Origin of the sequence: Streptomyces sp. NPDC008139 (genome assembly GCF_042957025.1) — a bacterium.
Lineage (GTDB): Bacteria > Actinomycetota > Actinomycetes > Streptomycetales > Streptomycetaceae > Actinacidiphila.
The window spans coordinates 1-20,727 of sequence record NZ_JBIBHM010000006.1; the positions used below are offsets into that span (position 1 = coordinate 1).

The following is a 20,727-nucleotide window of genomic DNA, read 5'->3' on the forward strand; positions in this document are numbered from 1 at the left end:
GAGACCCGGCCCCACCTGTGTGTTCGCTGCCTACCGCGGAGGCTGTGGGATTTGAACCCACGGTGACATCGCTGCCACGACGGTTTTCAAGACCGCTCGGCCATACAGACTCGCGCCGCTTTAGACCTGCCCAAAGGCTGGCCTTCCTCTCAAGAAGGCGACGCCCTGACCACAGGTTGACCCCACGCATGACTGCGGCACGGGCGCAGAACCAACGCCCTCCCACTCCGAGCAACAACCCCGCGGGCGCGGGGAGCAGGCGGTCATCGCCCTGCCGATCAAGAACAGTTCGGGAACAGCCCCGCGGGCGCGGGGAGCAGATTCACGCTGACTGTGGCTGCGAGCCCCGCCGGGGAACAACCCCGCGGGCGCGGGGAGCACGCGCAGACCTGGATCACCGCCGTACAGAAGGCGGGAACAACCCCGCGGGCGCGGGGAGCACCCGCTGTGGGCGTACAGCCAGGCGACGCACATGGGAACAACCCCGCGGGCGCGGGGAGCACTCCTCGGCGGCGTGTCGGACCCGACCGGTACCGGGAACAACCCCGCGGGCGCGGGGAGCACCCCCGACCAGGGTCTCGTCCGGGCCGACGAGCGGGAACAACCCCGCGGGCGCGGGGAGCACGGCGCCGCTGATCACGCCGATGACCAGGGCCGGGGAACAACCCCGCGGGCGCGGGGAGCACATGTCAGTCAGTACCCTGCCGCGTCCGCAGTCGGGAACAACCCCGCGGGCGCGGGGAGCACTGGTCGAGGATCCCTGCACGCCGGGCACTCCGGGGAACAACCCCGCGGGCGCGGGGAGCACACAGAACGTCAACAGGGCCCCAACTCCGGCGAGGGAACAACCCCGCGGGCGCGGGGAGCACCCCGGGTGGACAGGCCGCTGAACCCGGAGCGGGGGAACAACCCCGCGGGCGCGGGGAGCACGTCTTACGTGGAGCAGCCCGATCTGGCCTCGGGGGAACAACCCCGCGGGCGCGGGGAGCACCTCATCAAGCCCGACCTGGCCCGCGTCGTATGGGGAACAGCCCCGCGGGCGCGGGGAGCACTCCCCCGGTCCGTGCAGTACGACCCGCGCGGCGGGAACAGCCCCGCGGGCGCGGGGAGCACGGCGGTCTGTGTTGGCGTGAGGTCGGTGGCGAGGGAACAGCCCCGCGGGCGCGGGGAGCACCAACCGGTTGACGTACACGGGCCGACGCCGATGGGAACAGCCCCGCGGGCGCGGGGAGCACATGCCCAGGTCGAACAGCAGGTTGTTCAACCGGGGAACAGCCCCGCGGGCGCGGGGAGCACAACGCTCCGAGGGCTTCCCCGGACGGATCGACGGGAACAGCCCCGCGGGCGCGGGGAGCACCGGGCTGTTGCCGTGTCGACGCGAATACGGACGGGAACAGCCCCGCGGGCGCGGGGAGCACGTCGGCAAGAATCCGGTCGCGGTCCGCTTCAAGGGAACAGCCCCGCGGGCGCGGGGAGCACTTGAGCTGCTGCTGCGTCTGCCAGTCCAGCTCGGGAACAGCCCCGCGGGCGCGGGGAGCACCCATGGCGGGCTGCTCGCACGCGGGGCACGGGGGGAACAGCCCCGCGGGCGCGGGGAGCACGGCTCGGCGAGGATCAGGCCGTGCACGGAGTAGGGAACAGCCCCGCGGGCGCGGGGAGCACGGGATTGCCGGGATGGCAGCCAGAGCAGCGATGGGAACAGCCCCGCGGGCGCGGGGAGCACGTGACGATCTCCGCGAGGCTGGTGGTGCGGACGGGAACAGCCCCGCGGGCGCGGGGAGCACAGTGCTTGAACTGGTGCTTTAGAACGGCCAGCACCGGATTTTACTTAGATTGAGAGATTCGGACATATCGCCTCGATGTCCCCCATGCATTCCCGCGCCGCGCACGGCATGGCGCGGGCCTTGCCACGCCGCATCGCGCACCCTCAGCGCCCTCCGCCGAAGCGGCGGCGCTTCGCTGCCTTGCTCCAACCGTTGGCGGGTGGGGAGGAGGGGGAGCGGGAGGAGTCGGAACGGCGGCCGGGGTGGGGGCGGTGGATGAGGGTGAGGCCCTCGTGGTCGATCGGGTTCCAGGCGTGGTCGTGGGTCTCGAAGGTGTAGCCCTGCTCGGTGTCGGTTTGGTAGGCGAGGAGGGCACGGCCCTGGTTGGCGTATTGGCGGACCTCGGCCCAGAGGACGTCGCGGAGACGGGCGGACGGAGTGCCGAGGAAGACGCCCGGGGAGATCTCCAGGAGCCAGCGGGTGAGGAAGCCGCGCAGGCCGGCCGGGCAGTTGGTGAGGATGATGACGGTCACAGGGACGCCCTCACCAGACAATCTCGGAGTCGTAGTTGCGGCCGCTCTCGACATCGACGCCGCGGTCGGACTGGAGCCTCACACGGTCGCCCGCCGCGGTGTCCGACGCCTCCCGCGCAGCGTCGTAGCCCAGTAGATCCTTGATGTCCTGGACGCAACGCTCCAGCAGCCGCGCTTTGTTGACGCGGTCCCGGACGGCCCGCCGCGTTCGCGACGCCACGTCTTCCGGTCCTTCCGCCGCCGCGTCGAAGGCCGCGGGAATGCCCACCGAGGTCTTGTAGAGGTCGGCGATGTCGAGGACGAAGGAGCGTTCGTGGCCCGAGTGCACGAATCCCAGGCCCGGCGAGCAGCCGAGGGCGGCGACGACGGCGTGCGCGATGCCGTACATGCACTGAGCGGCGGCGGTGACACCCTGGTTGGGCGGGTCGCCAGCCGCGAAGTCGTCGCGGTGGTACTCACGGCGGCGCCACGGGACGCCGGTGCGCTCGGATTCGGCTCGGTAGCACTGGCGCAGGCGGCGTCCCTCCATGCCGAGGAGTTCCTGGCGGGTCTTGCCCGCCGGGTCCTCGTCGGGGAACCGCAGCCGGTACATCGCACGGGCGACGTCCAGCCGTCGCCGCGGGTTCGCCCAGGCAAGTGCCTGGGTCTCGACCAGCCCGGAGGAGCGGGTCAGAGCGCGCCCGCCCGCGTAGAAGCGGACTCCGTGCTCCCCGACCCAGACGACGCCCGCCCCGCAGTCGCCGAGGACGCTCATCGCCTGGTGAGTGATACGCGTACCGGGACCGAGCAACAGCGTGCCGATCGTGGCGGACGGGATGTGTGTCACGCCGTCGGCATCCTCGGCCGTGATGGCGTTGTCGTCGCGGTGCACGACGCACCGTTCCAGGTAGATGAAGGACAACCGGTCCCCGATACGAGTGAGTTCGCGAGGCGTCGCGGCGCCGCGCCTGCCGACCGTGCTCATCGGTCAGCCCACCGGAGCGAGAGTCATCAACCCGCACCCGTACGCCTTCGCCTTGCCCAGCCCCTGGGTGAGGGTGCGGCGCAGCGCGTCCGGGTCGGTCACCGTGAGCCGGCCGTCGTACGTGACCGAGGTGAGGGAGACGGTGCGGCGCTCGGCCGCTTTTGCGAACCGCAGGTCCCGCTTGTCACGGAGGACGAGTTGGAGTTCGTCGCCGTACTCCAACAGCCTTGCCACGGGAGCCTTTTCGACGACCGCGAAGCCCGATGACGCCTGCCGCTCCAACAGCCAAGCCTTCTGATAGCGGGCGGTGAGGTGCGCGGTGCGTTTCCGCGGCTCGTCGTCGGTGCGACGGATGGAGTGCACGGGGTTGGCGGTGAGGCGGAAGGTCCACGTACTCCCGACGGACAGTCGGTCGAGGAAGGCCCCGTAGTCGTACGTCTGCCAGCCCGGTGTGTCCGAGGCGGCGGGCCAGCCGGCCTGTTCCACCAGGTGCGTCAGGTCAGGACGGGTGGGGCTGACGACGAACAGCACCACTTCGGCGGCCGAGTTGCGGTCGACGCGCCACAGCACACGCGGTCCGGAACCGTCTCGCGTGGGCAGTTCGGGGAACGCCATCGCGACAGCGGCGTGCATCCGGTGCGGCGAACCGAGCAGCGCGCGGCCGTCACGACGGGCGGTGTTGAGGCGAAACCGGGTCATATACATCACACGGCTCCCAGGGCCGACGTCGGATCGTGAACGGAGGCGGGCTCGACAGACGGGTTCGGAACGCGGTCCGCCACCACGCCGCGCAGCCCGTAACGCCGGTGTCGTGGATCGAAACTGATCGGCGCGTCGCGGAAGCTCTGATCGGGGGACGCGCCGGACGGGCAGTCGAGCAGGAGCGCAAGCTCGGGCGACGTGCCATGACGATGGCGGTACCAGTCCGATGCCTGCCAAGGGACTGCCCCCAGCGCCGTCACGATGTCCGCGTCGTCGTGCACCCCGAGGTCGAGCGGCTGGGACGGTGGGCACGAGCGACGGCCCAGATACGGCAGCCACACCGGTGCGCGAACGGCCTCGTCCAAGCGCCCGATCAGCGCGGGGTCCCCCTCGACCGCCGCCACGAATACGGCGTCGGCCAGGTAGAAGCGTTCCGACAACGGCATCGCCTTGTCCGAGTCGAAGTGGTGGGCGGTCTGGAAGTCCCTGATACGCGTGCCGGGTTGATCGACGCGGACGCCGTAGCGCAGCTCCGTCAGATCGCTGAGGTCGGCATCGCGTTCCCTTCCCTCGGCAGCGGCCAGCAAGCCGAGTACGCCGCTCTTGGTGGGGGCGTTCTCGGTGGTGCGGCGGGCGAATCGCGCGGCTGAGCCCCATGCCTGCAATGGACCGGCCAGGCGCAGCAGGAGCACGCTCACGCGCCGGACTCCCGCCCTGCGATTTCCGCCGGGCTCTGGATCAACCGGTCAGCCACCGACTCGCCGATCGACGAAACCAGTGCGGGAATGCTGATGCTCTCGCCAAGGGCGGCGAGCGGCCCGGTTTCCTCGCCCACCCGTACAAGCCAGGTTCCTTCGTCGCCCGCGATGCCGTACGCCGCTTCCAACTCCGGTACGTGGGCGGCCAGTCGGCGGCACGCCTCCTCGACGAAGCCGTCCTCACGGCGCTTCGGGGCGACGGCTCGCTCGAAGGCCGCCACAAAGCTGACGGGCCGTTTCGAACGGAGTTTGACGAGGACGACGCTCGGCAGCGTGTGATTGCCGAAAGTGTTGACCTTGCCGGTGGGCAGAGACGTGATGAAGCCCTCCAGGAACGCCTCGACGGCGCGGCGGGTCGGGGCCGCCGCGTGCTCTTCCTCGCGCAGTCCCGCGCCGAGGTTGGCATGCAGGCGGTCGACATCCAGAGCTGCATACCGGTAGAGCGTGGCGGAGTTGAAGTCGATGACGCCGATCATGCCCGCGCCGGGTTCCGCGCCGGTGTTCCGGTCGTCCACGGCTGTGTAGTAGTCCGATTCGTTGTCGACGGCATGCACGCTCAGGGCATGGGCGACCTGGGTGGCCGCCTCGACGTTGAGTCCGGGATCGTCGGCGACCATTCGGCCGAAGAGTGCGATGTCGACCGAGTGGCGAGTGTCCACCAGGTGCTTGGCGAGAACCTTGTTGTCCTTGTTCTTGAAGAAGTCCTTGAGGACCGCGACATCGCCCTTGCCGTCGCTGCCCTTGAGGGCGAGTTCCGCGAGCGCGTCGAGCTGGCGGGCGCTGAGGAACATCAGGTACGACGCTTCCGGCGCTGGTTCGGGCTCGCCCTCCTTGGCCTTGCGCTTGGGCGGATCGATCTTCGAACCGGTGGCGGTACGCAGCGTCTCGGCGGACAGCGCGAGTGCGGCCGTACGGTCGAGGGCCGGCTCGTGCGCGAGGATCCGCTCCGCGACCGCTTCGGCGACCTTCTTGGTTCGCACGCCCAGTTCCGTAGGGTCGACGAGGTCGTCGAACGCCTTTCGTGTGGCCCGCTTCCAGGCCTGGCTGGAGACCCGGGCCCGACGGACACCTCCGTAGACCGCGGTCTTGGGCGATCCGGTGTCGTCGCGGTTGATGTTGCTCGGCGGAACGGTCTGAAGAATGTGCACGTCGATGATGGTTCGGGTCACGGTCCTGAGTCCTGTCGCATGGAAGTGCGGATGAGTGTCTGAGGGAACGTCAGAAGCCAGCAGTGCGTTTGGCGTTGCTCGGCGTGCGCGCTTTCAGTCCTTTGGCGTTCGGCGGCCGGGCACCACACCCGCCGTGTGGAAGTCCCGGCCCCATGTCCTGCGGACGTCGGCTTGGGCCGAGGGCCGCTGCCAGCGGTAGAGCTGATCGGCCAGGAGCGCGTAGTCGAGCGGAATGGAGTTCTTCCGAAGCAGCAGGACGATCTCCCGCAGGCGCTGGGCGAGGACATCGAGGGTGGTGGCGGTGCCGACCCGCACGAACCGTCGGCGGATCACCTCGTCGATCTCCGGTTCGGAAGGCACAGGGACCGGTGATGCCGGGGCCGGACCGCCCACTGTCCTGACGGCCGCGGGCACCATCAGCAGGCGCACGGACCGGCCGAGCCCGTAACCGGGGACGTGTGTGTCGGTGTCGCGGTGGGACTGCTGGTGCAGGGCCCACAAGGTGACCGCCATGTTCAGCGCCTCGTCCGCTCGCTCCTCGTCCGGCCGTTGTACGGTGCCGGTCGCGGATTCGGCGATGACGAGAGCGAGTTCCTCCGTGCCGGTCAGTCCCCATAGGTCCTGTACGTCGTAGGCGGGACGGCCGACGCCGCGCCGCAGCCTGGCCACGGTCGCGACCGCGGCCGGCCGGTCGTTTCGGTAGCCGCCTTGGAGCCTGCGGATGCAGCGGTCGGTCGCTGTGCCAATGAGGTCGTATCCGCGGGCGCCGGACGGGTTGGGGACGGTTGTGGTCATCACGCGGGCTCCGTTGCTGCGTCTTGTGTGCCGGCCGCGTAGTGAGCGACGAGCACTGTTTCCTCACCGGACTCCGCACCGCCCGAGCCGATCGCGGCGCCGGTGGGCGCGACAGACGGACTCGGCGCCAACGGCAGGACTTTCCTCAGCTTCACCAGGAACCACAGTTCGGCCTGTGCGTCATTCAGCCAGCGTCGGCCGTTGCCGTCCGGCAGGTCCACGTACCGTCCCTCGGCCGCCGCCGGCCCCGCGTCGTTGAGGAGTTCTCGCCCCAGGGCGCGGATCGTCGTACCGACCGTCCGCTGCCACTGACCGCGGTACTCCTCAGGGTCGGAGATGTTCCGCAGGCCGCTGAGCCACGCCCGGTACGGGCTGTCCAGCGCGGCGAAGCCGAGGTCACGGGCTGTGGCCGTGGCCGGTCCCAGGTCGGAACCGGCTGCCTGGGCGAGGTTGCCCGCGAGGTGGCCCAGCGCCCTCACCGCGTCATCGGCGTCGGCGACGGCAGCGACTGCGACTTTCCCGTAGAGGGGTCGCTCCGCGTGAAGCGCGACGACCGGGAGCAGGATCTCGTCGTCCGTGATCTCGTCGATGACCGACTGCTGTGTGCCGTACTTGGCCCCGACGATCCGGGTGCGCAGCAGGCCGAGTCGCGGCAGATACTCCTCGTACGTGAGCCGGGCAAGCCACTGGACGACTCCGGGCGGCAGAGTGCGCTCTGCTCTCTGCCGCTGCTCGGCGCCTTCCCTCCCCCGGCCCTTGTCACCGAGAAGAGCGGCGAGACCGCGCCACGCCGCGCGGCTCGGGTCGTGCTGGCTCGGCATGAAGACTTGAGGCTCGCCCCACTTCTTCGCCTGAGTCGGACTGTCGCGCCAGGCGGTCATGGGTTCGCGCCGATGCCGGTTGCGCACGGCGAAGGGGTCGCCGTAGCAGAGGACGACACCCGTCACCTCGCCGTCGCCGTGGTGCAGACGGATGCGTCGGCTCTGCCAGGTGTAGAGGTCACGAGGGCCGGACGGGCGGGGGTCGTCGGGGTCCGCCGCGATCGGCTGCGGGCCGAGGGGAGGTCGGCGCCATACGGGCCTGTCGTCCGCGTGGACCTGGAGGAAGTCGTTGTCCGCAGAGATCAGATTGAGCAGCAGGGTTTCCTTGAGGGTGTCGCCTTCGGCGAAGACGCCGCCGAGGTTCCCGGCCCAACCGACGCCCAGAGCACCTGACGGGTAGCCCTTGCCGCCTTTCGCCCTCGGATCGTCAACGGCTCCCGACTTGATCCCAGACGTGTCGAAAGCGTGAGTGTGCACGAGCCAGCGCGCCGCCTCGGCGAATCCGAGCCGATCGGGACCGGGTTGACGCATGCTGAAGAAGGGATCGCCGTTGGGAACGTCGGCGACGATTCTGCTCAGTGGACCGATGTCGTTCTTCTCCGTGTGCAGACCGGCGACTTGGAGGAACGGCTGCTGAGGATGGAGCAGATCGAATCGGTCGCGATACCGGTCGAGATACTCCGGTACGGCGGTGAAGGGCTCGGCGGACTCCCACAGTTCACCCCAGTCCTCGATTTCTCGCGGACCGTCCACGGCGTCGTGCAGAACGGCGAGCAGCAGTCGGAGAAGCGCGAACTCCTGCGTCGGTACGTCGCCGACGATCCGCCGCAGCCCGGCAGCCTCGGCGAAGACGTCGCGCAGGGACATCTCGTCCGTCGTCCCGTTCAGGCGCTGTACGGGAATCCAGGGCCGGGACACCAGGTCGAATGAGGGCACTCCGTCTACCACCCTTACGTCGTGGGCACCTTCCGGCACCACGAGAAGCCCGTCGGACGGGCTGTAGCGGACCTCGGCACCGGCCAGCCGGGCTCGGCGGTCCTCGTCGAGGACCAGGAACAACTCCCCCGCCAGCCAAGGGCTTTCCTTCACCTGCCAGGCCGCAGGACAGAATTCCTCCAGCTCGCGGATCGTCCGGTCGATCACCCAGGGCTTGGAGAAGTGCCAAGGGAGGTTCAGCGCACTCGCGGCGGCGGCGCGGGCCGCTCTCCCCTGCGGTACGGCGTGCTCGGGCAGGTCGAGTCCGCCCCTTGCCTTGTCCAGCCACGGCAAAGTGGTCAGTCTTCCGTCGCTTCGCCTCTGGATCACGAGAACTTCGAGCGTGTCGTCGGTGTCGCGCACCTGGGCCCGTCCTGCCGCGGTGTCGTCGGCGTCGCCGACTCCGGCGTCGATCCAACCGATGATTGGTCGGCCCTCGCGGCGTACCGGACCGATCCGGAACGCCTCGGCCCGGTCAGCCTTTTCGGCCAGGAGCGCGCGGTAGGCGATCCTGGCCTTCGCCATCTTCGCGGCCCAACCGCCCGGGCCGAGCGGATCATCGCCATACGCCGCCTGTACGAGTGGGCTGATGTCCTCGGGCAGGCGCAAGGGGCGCCCTTCCAGGTGCGGCCGGAGGACTGCAAGCGAGCGCAGCAGCAGGTGTTCTCCGTCGTAGACCTTGACAGAGCCCGGGGCGATCTCCGGCGGATCCTGTGCCCAGTCGGCTACGCCGCTGATCAGGCAGCGCGCGTCCCGGAGGCGAGGTGGGCGCGGTCGGTCGTGCCGGTGGAGCCGACCCATCCGCTGCAATATCAGGTCGACCGGGGCAAGGTCGGTGACCAAGAGATCGAAGTCGAGGTCGAGGGACTGCTCGACAACCTGGGTCGCCACGACGATGTGCGCGCCTTCGGGGCGTCTGCTCCTGGGGCCGAAGCGGTCGAGCAGCTCAACATCTTTGCGGGCCCGGTCGGCAGCGACGAAGCGCGAGTGGGCGACCGTGACCCGCTCCTCACCGAAGCGCTCCCGCAGCCGCCCCGCCGCTTCCTGCGCGCGGTCGACGGTGTTACGTACCACCAGTGCGCAACCGCCTTGGCTGAGTTCGTCCTCCAAGCGGTCGACCAGGATGGTCACGTCGTCGTCGAGCGGCTGAACATGGACGTCGGTGCGGCGGCCGGAGGCGGCGGGAGGCTGCCGGACCACGGTGGGGCCGCCGGGCGAGACCGCGGTCAGCAGCGGATACGTCCCTGCGGACGCTTCGGCGGCCGTGTCGCCGGACCGGTCGGCCTCGGGCACAGGGTGACCGGCATACGCTTCGGCGAGCGCCCGGCGGCGGCCGGCGGGCAAGGTCGCCGACAGCAGCACGACCGGAACCCGGTATGCGGCCAGCCATTCCAGCACGCGTTCCAGGTACGTGCTCATGTAGGCGTCATAGGCGTGGACTTCGTCGATCACGACGACCTTGCCCGCCAGCGCGAGGTGCCGCAGGGCCAGGTGGCGACTCTTCAACGAGCCGAACAACACCTGGTCGATCGTCCCCACCGCGAAGGACGCGAGCAGACCCTTCTTGCGTCCGCGTAGCCACTGGTGGGCCTGGAGTCCGGAAGGACGACGTCGTTCCTGGGTGTTGGGGCCGTCGAACTCGTCCCCGCCGTCGAGATCGACCGCAGCGACCGTGCGGGCACTGCGGCTGGCGAGGCCCGCCCAGGTGTCGTTGAGAGCGGACTTGGCATGGGCGAGAAAGACGGACTGCGGCCCGTCGGACGGCAGTCGGCCGAGCCAGTCGATCAGCCGGGCGAACATCGCGTCGCCGGTCGCCCGCGTGGGCAGTGCGATCATGCAACCGCCCGCCCCGGTGCGCGCGGCCAGGATTTCTGCCGCCGCGAGAGCCGCCTCCGTCTTGCCCTCACCCATGGGTGCTTCGATGATCAACAGGCCGTGCGGGTCCATTTCCCGCGCGATGCCGACCGCCTGTTCCTGCACGGGGCGGACGGACGCGCCCTGCGGTAGGTCGAAGCGCGCGGCGAACAAGTCGGCTGCTGTACCCGCCGGTTCGTCCGGCTCCCAGGGGCCGGGAAGGTCGAGGCCCAGCCAGGCCGCCTCCAACCGTTCCGACTGCGACCGCCGCGTCCCCTCCGCCGTGATGTACGGAAACAGGTCTGCCGAGCTGGCGATCCAGTCCGCGAGAATCACGATCGCGGTCAGCGTGACCTGGACCGGCTGGGAGAGCTTCACCGACTTCCACGCGCTGAAGTCGTCCTCACGGATGCCCGCCACTTCCGCGCAGGCGGCCATCAGCTCGAACTGCACGGCCTTCCAGCGCGATTCGTTCTTCCCCCGCGTACGTATCAGCTCAGGATGCAGCGCGAGATCGTGAATGCGCTGGTGCCCTGGCGGCACACCATGGTGGCCGCCGATCACCACGGCGAACTGTCCGCTGACCCGGTTGGACCACCCGTGCCTCTCATTGAGCCACTCACTCAACAAGAGCTGACCGGCCAGCCCGTGGGGGGCCAACTTGCGGTCCTCCCTGAGCCGTTCGAACGACGGCATGTCGAGACCGTGGTCCCGCATGACCTGCGCGAGCGGATCGACCTGGCACGCGAAGGCCGGCGTGGCCTTCCCGATGTCATGCACCCCGGCCAGCCACCCCACCAACCGCCGCCCGTCCTCCACCCCTCCGGGCAGCGCCTCCCCCACCAGCGCCTTCACATTCCCCGGCAGCCACGCATCCCACAACCGGCCGGCCACAGCCCCGCTGTCCGCCATGTGCCGCCACAACGGCAGCCACCCATCGGTGTCCCGATCGTGCTTCCCCCACGCACTCCGCGCGGCCCCCGAAATCCCTTCGAACACCCCCCGCCCTGCGGGTGACTCGCCGCTCATGGCAGCACTCGACCACAGGGGGTACGTACGAAAAACCAAAAGCTCATACATGACCATAATTGATCGAAGTCTGCCGTGTCCCGATCGAACGGTGATCGCGGTAACAGAATTGCAGCACCCCGCAGGCGCGGGGAGCACTAGCCACCTTCGCTCAAGGTGTCCCTGTGTCCAGGGGTCATCTCCTGTCGCGGAGAGCATTACCGGCGAGCCAAATCGATCGAGGCAGGGACTCTCCTCCTACCTTCATCGCGTCCCTGCTGCCAGTTAGGCCTCGCGTGCTACGTCCGGTTGCACCTATGAGCCACAACGAAACCCGCCACTGTTCAGGCTTCGACAACCGTTCAGGCAGAGCTACCTCTCAGCAGGCCAGGCGTGCGCGGCCACTTCGTCAGTAGTCAACGAGAGGGCAGCCTCACAGACACGGGGAGTACGACAGCGTCTTGCCGACCACGGTGTACGCGCCGGGAACAGCGCCGCGGGCGCGGGAAGCAGTTCGCCGCGGGCTGCGTGCTGGACGGGGGTGGGCGCGGAACAGCCGGAACCAGCGGTACGGCGTCGCGTTCTCGTGGGAACAGCCCCGCGGGCGCGGGGAGCAGGACATCGCCCTCATCGACGCGTTCCGGAACGAGGGAACAGCCCCGCGGGCGCGGGGAGCAGACGACCGAGGACCACGAAGTTGTGTTCGGCGAGGGAACAGCCCCGCGGGCGCGGGGAGCAGTGCTTCTGTGGAGCCCCCAGGAGCAGCCATCCGGGAACAGCCCCGCGGGCGCGGGGAGCAGACGTGCCAGGGCCCGGCCCAGCAGGTCGGCCAGGGAACAGCCCCGCGGGCGCGGGGAGCAGCCTCAGCTCAGTCCGCTGACTGCGCTGGTGCAGGGAACAGCCCCGCGGGCGCGGGGAGCAGGAGAGCCTGCCCGTCGAAGAGGCCCGGAAGAAGGGAACAGCCCCGCGGGCGCGGGGAGCAGTGGTAGTACCGCTCGAAGAGCGACGTATTACGGGGAACAGCCCCGCGGGCGCGGGGAGCAGGCGAATCCATACGCCTGAGTGATCTTGTTGCGGGGAACAGCCCCGCGGGCGCGGGGAGCAGATCCGCTCCTGCCGCAGCTCGCGGTCCAGCCGGGGAACAGCCCCGCGGGCGCGGGGAGCAGGAATCAGCAGGGGTCATTGCCCACTGCATCATGGGAACAGCCCCGCGGGCGCGGGGAGCAGGGGATGCCCCGTCCGGCGGAGCAGCTCGATCTGGGAACAGCCCCGCGGGCGCGGGGAGCAGTGGACCTCGCTCACGACTCCGGGCTACCCCGAGGGAACAGCCCCGCGGGCGCGGGGAGCAGGACTCGCTCAAGACTGCCTCGATCTTCAAGTCGGGAACAGCCCCGCGGGCGCGGGGAGCAGCTCGCTCACCAGGGCGGCGAGGCGTTCGACCAGGGAACAGCCCCGCGGGCGCGGGGAGCAGTAGTCGCACGACACGGCGGCCTCCCGGTACCGGGGAACAGCCCCGCGGGCGCGGGGAGCAGCCGGAAGTCCTGGACATCACCCGCGTTGCCGAGGGAACAGCCCCGCGGGCGCGGGGAGCAGGATGGTGGCGCCGGAGTCGTATCTCGTCTTCAGGGAACAGCCCCGCGGGCGCGGGGAGCAGTCACGGACCTGACGAGGATTCCGCTCCTGAGGGGGAACAGCCCCGCGGGCGCGGGGAGCAGGCCTTCGCTGCGGAGGGCACTGCGCCTTTGACGGGAACAGCCCCGCGGGCGCGGGGAGCAGACGTTCCGGCCTACGGCTACATGCGCGGCATCTGGAACAGCCCCGCGGGCGCGGGGAGCAGTTGCCGAGCGGGAACTTGATGTTGAGGGCGAAGGGAACAGCCCCGCGGGCGCGGGGAGCAGTACAGGTCGTACCCGTTGATCGGGCCCAGCAGGGGAACAGCCCCGCGGGCGCGGGGAGCAGGTCGACAGCGGGCGGCGCCGGAGAAGCTGCGTTGGAACAGCCCCGCGGGCGCGGGGAGCAGGACGTCGCCCGGCACGGGCGGCGACGCCGGGTCGGAACAGCCCCGCGGGCGCGGGGAGCAGCAGGGCTGCGGCCCATGCCCCGGCGGCGCCCGGGGAACAGCCCCGCGGGCGCGGGGAGCAGTCGGGAGACGTGACTGCCGCCGAAGTGGCCGCGGGAACAGCCCCGCGGGCGCGGGGAGCAGCATGCCACCGCCGCCGCCCCGGCTGCCCTGCTGGGAACAGCCCCGCGGGCGCGGGGAGCAGCGGTTCCTGGTGGACATGGACGACGGACGGAAGGGAACAGCCCCGCGGGCGCGGGGAGCAGGTCTTCGCAGACGCGGCAGGCGTAGCGGTGGAGGGAACAGCCCCGCGGGCGCGGGGAGCAGCCCGGTGGGACGCTTCCGTCACGGTCGCGCCCGGGAACAGCCCCGCGGGCGCGGGGAGCAGATCCGCGGCGCCTTCGGCTTCCCCAAGCCCATGGGAACAGCCCCGCGGGCGCGGGGAGCAGTTCGCGGTGGCCCCCGTCGTCCTACTGTCCGGGGGAACAGCCCCGCGGGCGCGGGGAGCAGCCCGAGCGCCCGACAGCCACATGTGGGGCAGGTTGGAACAGCCCCGCGGGCGCGGGGAGCAGAACGGCATGAAGCAGATCACCTACGAGGTGCAGGGAACAGCCCCGCGGGCGCGGGGAGCAGCTCATCAAGCCCGACCTGGCCCGCGTCGTATGGGGAACAGCCCCGCGGGCGCGGGGAGCAGAGGTCGCCGGTTCCGGCGTAGCCGCGGGCCCGGGGAACAGCCCCGCGGGCGCGGGGAGCAGAGTAAATGACCTGGGGCTTTACTCGGTTCGGCGGCCGATTTTACTCACTTGACGAGATTCGGACATACCTTCCTTATCGCAATAGTCTGCCAATGTGCAGGCTGGAGGTACGGCTCACAACATCCTTAGCATCCGTTGCCGCCCTGGGGCCACGAACGGCCAAGGGGGTGCAAGGACGGAAGGCCGCGCACCACGCTCAGGTGCTGGCGTTGTTGTCACGGCGGGCTGGCGGAAGCAGGAGGTCACGGTCGGGGTGGGTGTCGCCCGTGACGGTGCCGCTCACACCGAGGTCCACGCGGGCTGTTTCGTGAAAGGCGTTGATGGCGCGGAACACGGCGCGGTTGCGGTCGCGCCAGGCGGCGAGGGTGTCGGGGGTCTTGCCGGTGGCCTGCCAGTCGACGGCGAGGGCGGCGGCGTTGAGGTCGTGGGCGGCCTCGACCACGTCGTCTCCGCCGAGCAGCATGATGCGTTCGAAAGCGCGACCCCGGGAGCGGGAGGCGGCGGCCACGTCGGCGAGCATCTGGGACTCGGGGTCATCGCTGCGGCGAATTCCCTCGCGGTGTTCGTACAGCTCGACGGCGAGGAAGACGCTGGCGCGGACGGTGTCGACGTAGTTCTCGTAGGCGTCGAGCTTCTTGTTGTCCCAGCGGGTGAGCTGTTCACGACGGATTCGTTGCCGCTCGGTCCAGTAGTTGGTGACGTACGTCATCAGCGCGCCCAGGAGGACGGCGGCGATCGTCAGCAGTTGCTCGGAGGTCCCCAAGCTGTCCCATCCCCCACGCGTGAGTCGTAAAGACGTCTTGAGGATTTTAGGAGGGGATCGCGCCGCTTGGTGGGCATACGGCGTGACCACCCACCGACCGGCACACTGCGGCTCTTGCCGCTGACCCCGACTGCACCTACCGTAAATCTGACGGATCATCAGATGGCGAGTGCGGGAGGCAGCCGAGATGACCACCGATGGCGCCGGATCCACAGATCTGCCCAGGATCATCAGCGTCGACGACCATGTCATCGAGCCCGCGCATCTCTTCTCGACCTGGCTGCCGGAGAGGTTCCGCGAGCGGGGGCCGCAGCCGCTGACGGCGGGGATCGGTGAGCTGGAGTACGTCGGGGGGAAGTACCGGTTCACCACTGATCCCGAGGGTCAGCTCACTGACTGGTGGCAGTACGAGGGCGAGTTCTTCCCGTACAAGCGGATCATCGCGGCGGTGGGGTTCTCGCGGGACGAGATGACGCTGGACGGGATCACGCGGGAGGAGATGCGGCGGGGGTGCTGGGATCCTGTCGAGCGGTTGAAGGACATGGATCTCAACCACGTCGAGGGATCCCTCTGCTTCCCCACCTTCCCTCGTTTCTGCGGGCAGACGTTCGCGGAGGCGCAGGACAAGGAGGTGGCTCTGGCGTGTGTGCGGGCCTACAACGACTGGATGGTGGAGGAGTGGTGCGGTGACAGCGGGGGCCGGCTGATCCCGTTGTGCCTGATTCCTTTGTGGGACGTGGAGTTGGCGGTGGCGGAGATCCGCAGGAACGCCGCGCGGGGGGTTAGGGCGGTCACCTTCAGTGAGATCCCGACGTATCTGGGGCTGCCGTCGATCCACTCGGGGTACTGGGACCCGTTCTTCGCGGTGTGCGAGGAGACCGGGACGGTGGTGAACATGCACATCGGGTCGTCGTCGCAGATGCCCGCCGCGTCACCGGACGCGCCTCCGGCGGTGCAGGCGAGTCTGAGTTTCAACAACGCGATGGCGTCGATGATGGACTTCCTGTTCTCCGGGGTGCTGGTGAAGTTCCCGCGCCTGACGCTGGCCTACAGCGAGGGCCAGATGGGGTGGGTGCCCTACGCGCTGGAGCGCGCGGACGACGTGTGGCGCGAGCACCGGGCCTGGGGCGGGGTCAAGGACCTGATACCCGAGCCGCCGTCCACGTACTACCGCAGGCAGATCTACTGCTGCTTCTTCCGCGACATGCACGGTGTCGCCTCGCTGGACACCATCGGCGAGGACAACGCGATGTTCGAGACCGACTACCCCCACGTCGACTCGACCTGGCCCCACACCAAACAGGTCGCCGCCGACCACATGGCGGGGCTGTCCGACGAGGTCACGTACAAGCTGCTGCGCGGCAACGCCATCCGGATGCTGAGCCTGCCGTTCGACCGAGACCGTAAGGCCGCCGACGCCTGAGGGCCGCGTCTCCCACGGTGAAGCTCTGAGAGACGGCCGACCCGCAGTGCTACGGTTCCCGTTGGCCCCTGGGAGAGGTGATCCGATGAGCAACCCCACGTCAGAGACGCTGGTCACCCTCGGACGCTGGTACGTACGCAACGCGCCCGGAACCTTCGGGAAGGCGCCGCTGGCGGGTCGGTACCTCAATCCGCGGCTACGGGACGTGCCGCGGCGGCGCGTCATCGAGTCCACGACCGGAGCCCGTTTCGCCGTCGACACCCAAGACCTGATCCAGCGCTACCTCTACCTGTTCGGGGTGTGGGAGCCGCGAATGACGCAGTGGCTCCAGCGGCGGCTCCGGCCTGGGGACACGTACGTCGATGTCGGCGCCAACGTCGGCTACTTCAGCGTGCTCGCCGCGCAACTCGTCGGCGCCGAGGGGCGGGTCGTGGCGATCGAAGCGTCTCAGGCGTTCAACGACCGGTTGGAGCAGAACGCCCGGCTCAACGGCCTTACCAACATCCGTTCCGTCCACACCGCCGTCTCCGACAAGCAGCAGACGCTCACCTTCATACTGGCCAGCTCGGCCAACATGGGGGCGAACAGCATCGTGCCGTGGGACGGTCCCGCCGAGTCCACCTTCGAGATCGAGGCGTTCCCGCTGCCCGAGGTGCTTGAGGCGGAGGAGATCACCAAGGCGCGTGTCATCAAGATCGACGTCGAGGGCGCGGAAGGCAGCGTCGTACGCGGCATGGTGCCGCTGCTCGACCAACTCCGTCCGGACGCGGAGATCACGGTCGAGGTGACCCCGGAGCGCATGACCCAACTCGGCGACTCCGTAGAGGAGTTGCTGGACTCGATGCGGGAGCACGGCTTCCACGTCTACCGGCTCGCCAACGAATACGCAGCGGCGACGTACCCCTCAGCGCTACGCGGCCCGTCGGCCGTACCCGTCCGCTGGCGGGGGCCTGTCACCGACGAGAGCGACCTCATTTTCTCCAAGGTGGACGCCGAGACGCTGCCGTAGCGCCGACAAGGCCCGGTGCTCCAGGACTTGGAGCACCGGGCCTGTGCCTTTCGGGTTCCCGGGATCACGTCGTGTGATGGGCGAGCCAGTCCTCGCGAGCGGCGATGAGCCGTGGCCGTACCTCGGCGTCCAACAGCGCCGCGTGGGCCCGTAACTTGGCCGCGACCTCGGCAAGAGCGGGCGGGGAAAGGGCGTGCATCCAGTAGTTGCCGACGATCTTGATGTTGACCACTGGCATCCTCGGCAGCGGGCCGCCGACATACGGATTGCAATCGATACTCGTTCGGAAGACCTCAGTCTCCTGCCCCTCTTCGCCATCGCAGGCGACCGGTAGGCGCTGGCCGAGGAAGCGAGCCCAGTGGTTCATGTCGGCGAGGAGCGTGGGTAGTTCCTCAAGGAGCACACCCGTCTCGCTCGGGTCGGCCTCGGCCCACTCGGGCAGGTAGCCCGAGGCGGTGCAGCCACAGGTGGTGGTGATGCGCCAGGTACGGTCTCCCGCTTCGGCGGCCTCGACCGGCTTCTTCTCCGGCCCGAGCGCGGGCACCGACCCATCACGCGTACGGGAATCCGCTGCGTTGCTGCTACTCACGGCGTGACCCCCTCTACTCGGCGATGCCGTCGACGCTGACAACCGCCCACACAAGCTTGCCGACTCCTTCGCGCTTGCTCACTCCCCACTGTGCGCCTGTGATCGCGTCGACCAGCGCCAGGCCACGCCCTTCCTCCGCGTCCGTCGGTACCTTCCGCAGCACCGGCCGCTTCTCGCTGGCGTCATGTACCTCGATCCGCACTCCGCCACCCTCGGGCTCGCATCGCGTCTCGATCTCACGACCGTACGGAGGGCGCGCGTGGCAAACCGCGTTGGTGAGGAGTTCGGACAGGACGAGTTCGGCTGAATCAGCCAACTCGCCCAGTCCCCAGGCATTCAGCACATCTCGCAGCTCGCGCCGCGCCTGTTGGACGCGCCGGGGGCTGCGAGACCACCGACGCACCCAGACCAGCGTGGCGCTCTCGGGACAGGGCAGTGCGCTCATCGCGTCTCCGCTTTCTTGTCGGTCTTCTTGTCGGTCTTCTTGTCGATCGGAGTGACGAAGGCGACCTCCGCACGATCGCCGGGGAGTACGAGAAGGACGTACGCCAACACCTGGCCGTCGTCGGCGGTGATGGTGCGCTCGATCGAGAGGACGGGTGTACGGGTGGCGATCCGCAACGACTGTGCTTCCGCCCCGGTGGGGAATCGGGCGGTGACCAGGTCGGTGCTGTTCGCCACGGGCTCGCCCGCCGCGGTGGTGAGGCTGCGGACGATGTCGTCAGCCCAAGGAGACGCGCTGACAAGGGGGTTCATGACATCGCTGGCCGCACGGGTGACGGCGCGGGGAACGTAGAGGTGCGCGAGCCCCTGCGGGGACTCGTCGCGATGGCTCAGGCAGACGTATTGGGTGATCGGCGCGTCCGGCAGTGTGCGGAGCCGGGCGGCCAGGTCGCCGGTCGCGGCGATGTCCGCTGAGCTGACGATCACTTGGAGACCGTCATCACCGTCGACGGCTGCACCCGGGTAGGTGAGGCGTTGGGGCGGTCGGCGGACGAAGTTGCCGCGCCCCTGGAACTTCTCGATCAGCCCCTCCGTACGGAGCAGTTCGAGGGCGTCGCGGAGGGTCGGCGTACTGACGTGATAGCGGGCGGCGAGCCGGGTCTCCGGCGCCAGCCGCTCTCCGACCGCGAGCGCACCCGAAGTGATGAGGCGGCGGAGGTCGTCGGCGACATGCTGATGTCGGGACGTCATGGGGAGGCAAGCACCTCCCCGGCCAGCGATGGGCTACGCCGCCAGGCCCGTTCCTCAGGGCTCAGGACGTACGGGCGGACGAGCGGGATGTCGTCGGCGAGCCAGATCTCCGCGGCCGGTGCGCGCTGAGGGTGACGTAAGACCGGCCATGTCGGCGGGCTCACGTGCGTCGCGAACGGGCTCTGCGCGGGAAGACGTTGTCGATGGTGTCCCGGAGCGGGGGCGAACTGCCGCGCTATCCAAGTAGCAGCGCGGCGAATGTGGTTGAACACGCTGGTCAGCTCCTACGGCTGATGGTGGTGCCCCTCGGCGTCAGGTGGCGTCGGGAGACGTGGGGGTGTTCTTGGTGACGGCGGCCCATAACGAACGGCCGCGTGCGCCGCTGTCGGCGAGGCCGAACCAGTCCGCCGTGGCGAGCAGCGCCAGCACCTCGCCCCACGCTTCGGTGGGGAACGCGGCGGGCAGCGCCGCCTCAATCCGCGTGTGGTCCCGGTACTCCTTCACGGCCGGGTTGAGTCCTACAGCGGCGAGGCCCGCGCGGATGTCTTCGGTGCGGGCTTCGGGTTCGGGCACAACGCATCTCCGTCACCTCGGAAGCACTCTCAGTGAAGCTAGTTAACTAGATTAGAGCTAGTGGACTAGATTGTCCACATGCCTGAGCAGCCGCCCTATCTCCGCATCGCCGACGTGCTCCGCGAGCGCGTCGAAAGCCAGGAGTGGACACCTGGAGACCGCCTGCCGTCCCGCGGCGAGCTGGCCCAGGAGCACGGCGTCGGCGAGAACGTCATCCGGCGCGCTCAGGAGCTGCTGATCTCGCGCGGCATCCTCGAAGGGCGCGCGGGATCAGGGACGTACGTGGCCGAGCCGCGCGAACGCGTCCGCATAGTGCGGGCGACCTACCGCGAGCAGGCTGGCGGCTCACCGTTCCGAGCGGACATGTCCGCGCTCGGCAAGCGGGGGACCTGGGAGAGCCGCACCGAGGCCAAGGTGCCGGTGCCCGCAGATATCGCCGCCCGCCTCGGCATCGCCGAGGGGGACCTGGCCGTGCGCACCGCCTACGAGTTCCTGGCAGACAGCAAACCCGTCCAGCTCTCGACCAGTTGGGAGCCTTACGCCCTGACGGCCGGCACGCTGGTCGTACTCCCGGAGGGCGGCCCGCACGCCGGCGCCGGCGTCGTGACCCGCATGGCAGAAATCGGCATCACGGTCAGCCACGCCGTGGAGAGGCCCGAGCCCCGCGTCGCCACCACCGAGGAAGCCACCCTCCTCGGCATCCAACGCGGCTCCCTGGTGACGCACATCCGCAGGACGTACTACAGCGACGAAGGCCAGCCGGTGGAGACGGCGGACATCGTGGTGCCCGCAGCCTTGTGCGAGATCGTCTACGAGGTTCCAGTCTGTCCTTGATGCGGACCAATATGTCCGCTGACAGACAAGCCGACCGTGTCCTACAACGCATCGCACTACCCGTGTGCGTCTGGCCAGTGCAAATTGTCCCAGGTCAGAAGATGTTTGCCGCAGGTCCACCGACGAGCCCTGCGCCCCGGCCCGGCGACCCACGCGCGAAATAGCGAACTCAGGACAAACTCTGCC

General features: G+C 69.4%; 15 protein-coding genes, 1 tRNA gene and 2 CRISPR repeat arrays. Of the genes, 3 read left to right on the plus strand and 13 right to left on the minus strand.

Annotated features, from left to right (window positions below):
* Positions 1-36: 36 nt before the first annotated feature.
* The 9 genes from ACFZBB_RS13590 to ACFZBB_RS13630 form a co-directional block, all read right to left on the minus strand.
* Positions 37-147: transfer RNA gene (locus ACFZBB_RS13590), tRNA-Ser, on the minus strand.
* A 91-nt stretch (positions 148-238) separates the two neighbouring features.
* Positions 239-1,784: a CRISPR direct-repeat array (repeat unit 21 nt; unit sequence CCCCGCGGGCGCGGGGAGCAC).
* Between the two features lie 143 nt (positions 1,785-1,927).
* Entirely contained in the window at positions 1,928-2,296 is a 369-nt protein-coding gene (gene cas2e, locus ACFZBB_RS13595; protein WP_391121157.1) for a type I-E CRISPR-associated endoribonuclease Cas2e, read from the minus strand.
* Positions 2,297-2,306: 10 nt separating this feature from the next.
* Positions 2,307-3,260: a type I-E CRISPR-associated endonuclease Cas1e gene (gene cas1e, locus ACFZBB_RS13600; protein WP_391121160.1), complete on the minus strand. Its 954-nt coding sequence runs from the start codon at positions 3,258-3,260 to the stop codon at positions 2,307-2,309.
* A 3-nt stretch (positions 3,261-3,263) separates the two neighbouring features.
* Positions 3,264-3,965, minus strand: a complete 702-nt coding sequence (cas6e, locus tag ACFZBB_RS13605) for a type I-E CRISPR-associated protein Cas6/Cse3/CasE (protein ID WP_391121163.1) — start codon at positions 3,963-3,965, stop codon at positions 3,264-3,266.
* On the minus strand, positions 3,965-4,660 hold the full coding sequence (gene cas5e / locus ACFZBB_RS13610; protein WP_391121166.1) for a type I-E CRISPR-associated protein Cas5/CasD: 696 nt from the start codon (positions 4,658-4,660) through the stop codon (positions 3,965-3,967). Before cas5e ends, cas6e begins: the two co-directional genes overlap by 1 nt.
* Complete coding sequence (gene cas7e / locus ACFZBB_RS13615; RefSeq protein ID WP_391121169.1) at positions 4,657-5,889, minus strand: type I-E CRISPR-associated protein Cas7/Cse4/CasC; 1,233 nt, start codon at positions 5,887-5,889, stop codon at positions 4,657-4,659. The genes cas5e and cas7e overlap by 4 nt, the downstream gene beginning before the upstream one ends.
* Before the next feature lie 93 nt (positions 5,890-5,982).
* Positions 5,983-6,684: a type I-E CRISPR-associated protein Cse2/CasB gene (gene casB, locus ACFZBB_RS13620; RefSeq protein ID WP_391121172.1), complete on the minus strand. Its 702-nt coding sequence runs from the start codon at positions 6,682-6,684 to the stop codon at positions 5,983-5,985.
* Positions 6,684-11,363: a type I-E CRISPR-associated protein Cse1/CasA gene (gene casA / locus ACFZBB_RS13625; protein ID WP_391121175.1), complete on the minus strand. Its 4,680-nt coding sequence runs from the start codon at positions 11,361-11,363 to the stop codon at positions 6,684-6,686. Before casA ends, casB begins: the two co-directional genes overlap by 1 nt.
* A 567-nt stretch (positions 11,364-11,930) precedes the next feature.
* A CRISPR array of direct repeats spans positions 11,931-14,156; the repeat unit is 28 nt; unit sequence GGAACAGCCCCGCGGGCGCGGGGAGCAG.
* A gap of 196 nt (positions 14,157-14,352) precedes the next feature.
* Complete coding sequence (locus ACFZBB_RS13630; RefSeq protein WP_391121178.1) at positions 14,353-14,919, minus strand: hypothetical protein; 567 nt, start codon at positions 14,917-14,919, stop codon at positions 14,353-14,355.
* A gap of 187 nt (positions 14,920-15,106) precedes the next feature.
* Between ACFZBB_RS13630 and ACFZBB_RS13635 the strand changes: the two genes are divergently transcribed.
* On the plus strand, positions 15,107-16,342 hold the full coding sequence (locus ACFZBB_RS13635; protein ID WP_391121181.1) for an amidohydrolase family protein: 1,236 nt from the start codon (positions 15,107-15,109) through the stop codon (positions 16,340-16,342).
* A gap of 85 nt (positions 16,343-16,427) precedes the next feature.
* The gene (locus ACFZBB_RS13640) at positions 16,428-17,351 is read left to right on the plus strand and encodes an FkbM family methyltransferase (RefSeq protein ID WP_391121184.1); all 924 of its coding nucleotides are present in this window, start codon (positions 16,428-16,430) and stop codon (positions 17,349-17,351) included.
* Positions 17,352-17,415: 64 nt separating this feature from the next.
* Here the strand turns inward: ACFZBB_RS13640 and ACFZBB_RS13645 are convergent, their stop codons facing one another.
* The 4 genes from ACFZBB_RS13645 to ACFZBB_RS13660 all read right to left on the minus strand — a co-directional run bounded on the left by ACFZBB_RS13645 (position 17,416) and on the right by ACFZBB_RS13660 (position 19,707).
* The gene (locus ACFZBB_RS13645) at positions 17,416-17,940 is read right to left on the minus strand and encodes a DUF6907 domain-containing protein (RefSeq protein ID WP_391121188.1); all 525 of its coding nucleotides are present in this window, start codon (positions 17,938-17,940) and stop codon (positions 17,416-17,418) included.
* A 13-nt stretch (positions 17,941-17,953) separates the two neighbouring features.
* Positions 17,954-18,385 (minus strand): ATP-binding protein, encoded by a 432-nt coding sequence (locus tag ACFZBB_RS13650; RefSeq protein WP_391121191.1) that lies wholly within the window; start codon positions 18,383-18,385, stop codon positions 17,954-17,956.
* A complete protein-coding gene (locus ACFZBB_RS13655; protein ID WP_391121194.1) occupies positions 18,382-19,134 on the minus strand; it encodes a GntR family transcriptional regulator in 753 nt (250 codons plus the stop codon). The genes ACFZBB_RS13650 and ACFZBB_RS13655 overlap by 4 nt, the downstream gene beginning before the upstream one ends.
* A gap of 312 nt (positions 19,135-19,446) precedes the next feature.
* Positions 19,447-19,707: a hypothetical protein gene (locus tag ACFZBB_RS13660; RefSeq protein ID WP_391121197.1), complete on the minus strand. Its 261-nt coding sequence runs from the start codon at positions 19,705-19,707 to the stop codon at positions 19,447-19,449.
* Positions 19,708-19,785: 78 nt separating this feature from the next.
* Here ACFZBB_RS13660 and ACFZBB_RS13665 point away from each other — a divergent pair, with 78 nt between their 5' ends.
* A complete protein-coding gene (locus ACFZBB_RS13665; RefSeq protein ID WP_391121200.1) occupies positions 19,786-20,541 on the plus strand; it encodes a UTRA domain-containing protein in 756 nt (251 codons plus the stop codon).
* The last annotated feature ends 186 nt before the right edge of the window (positions 20,542-20,727 follow it).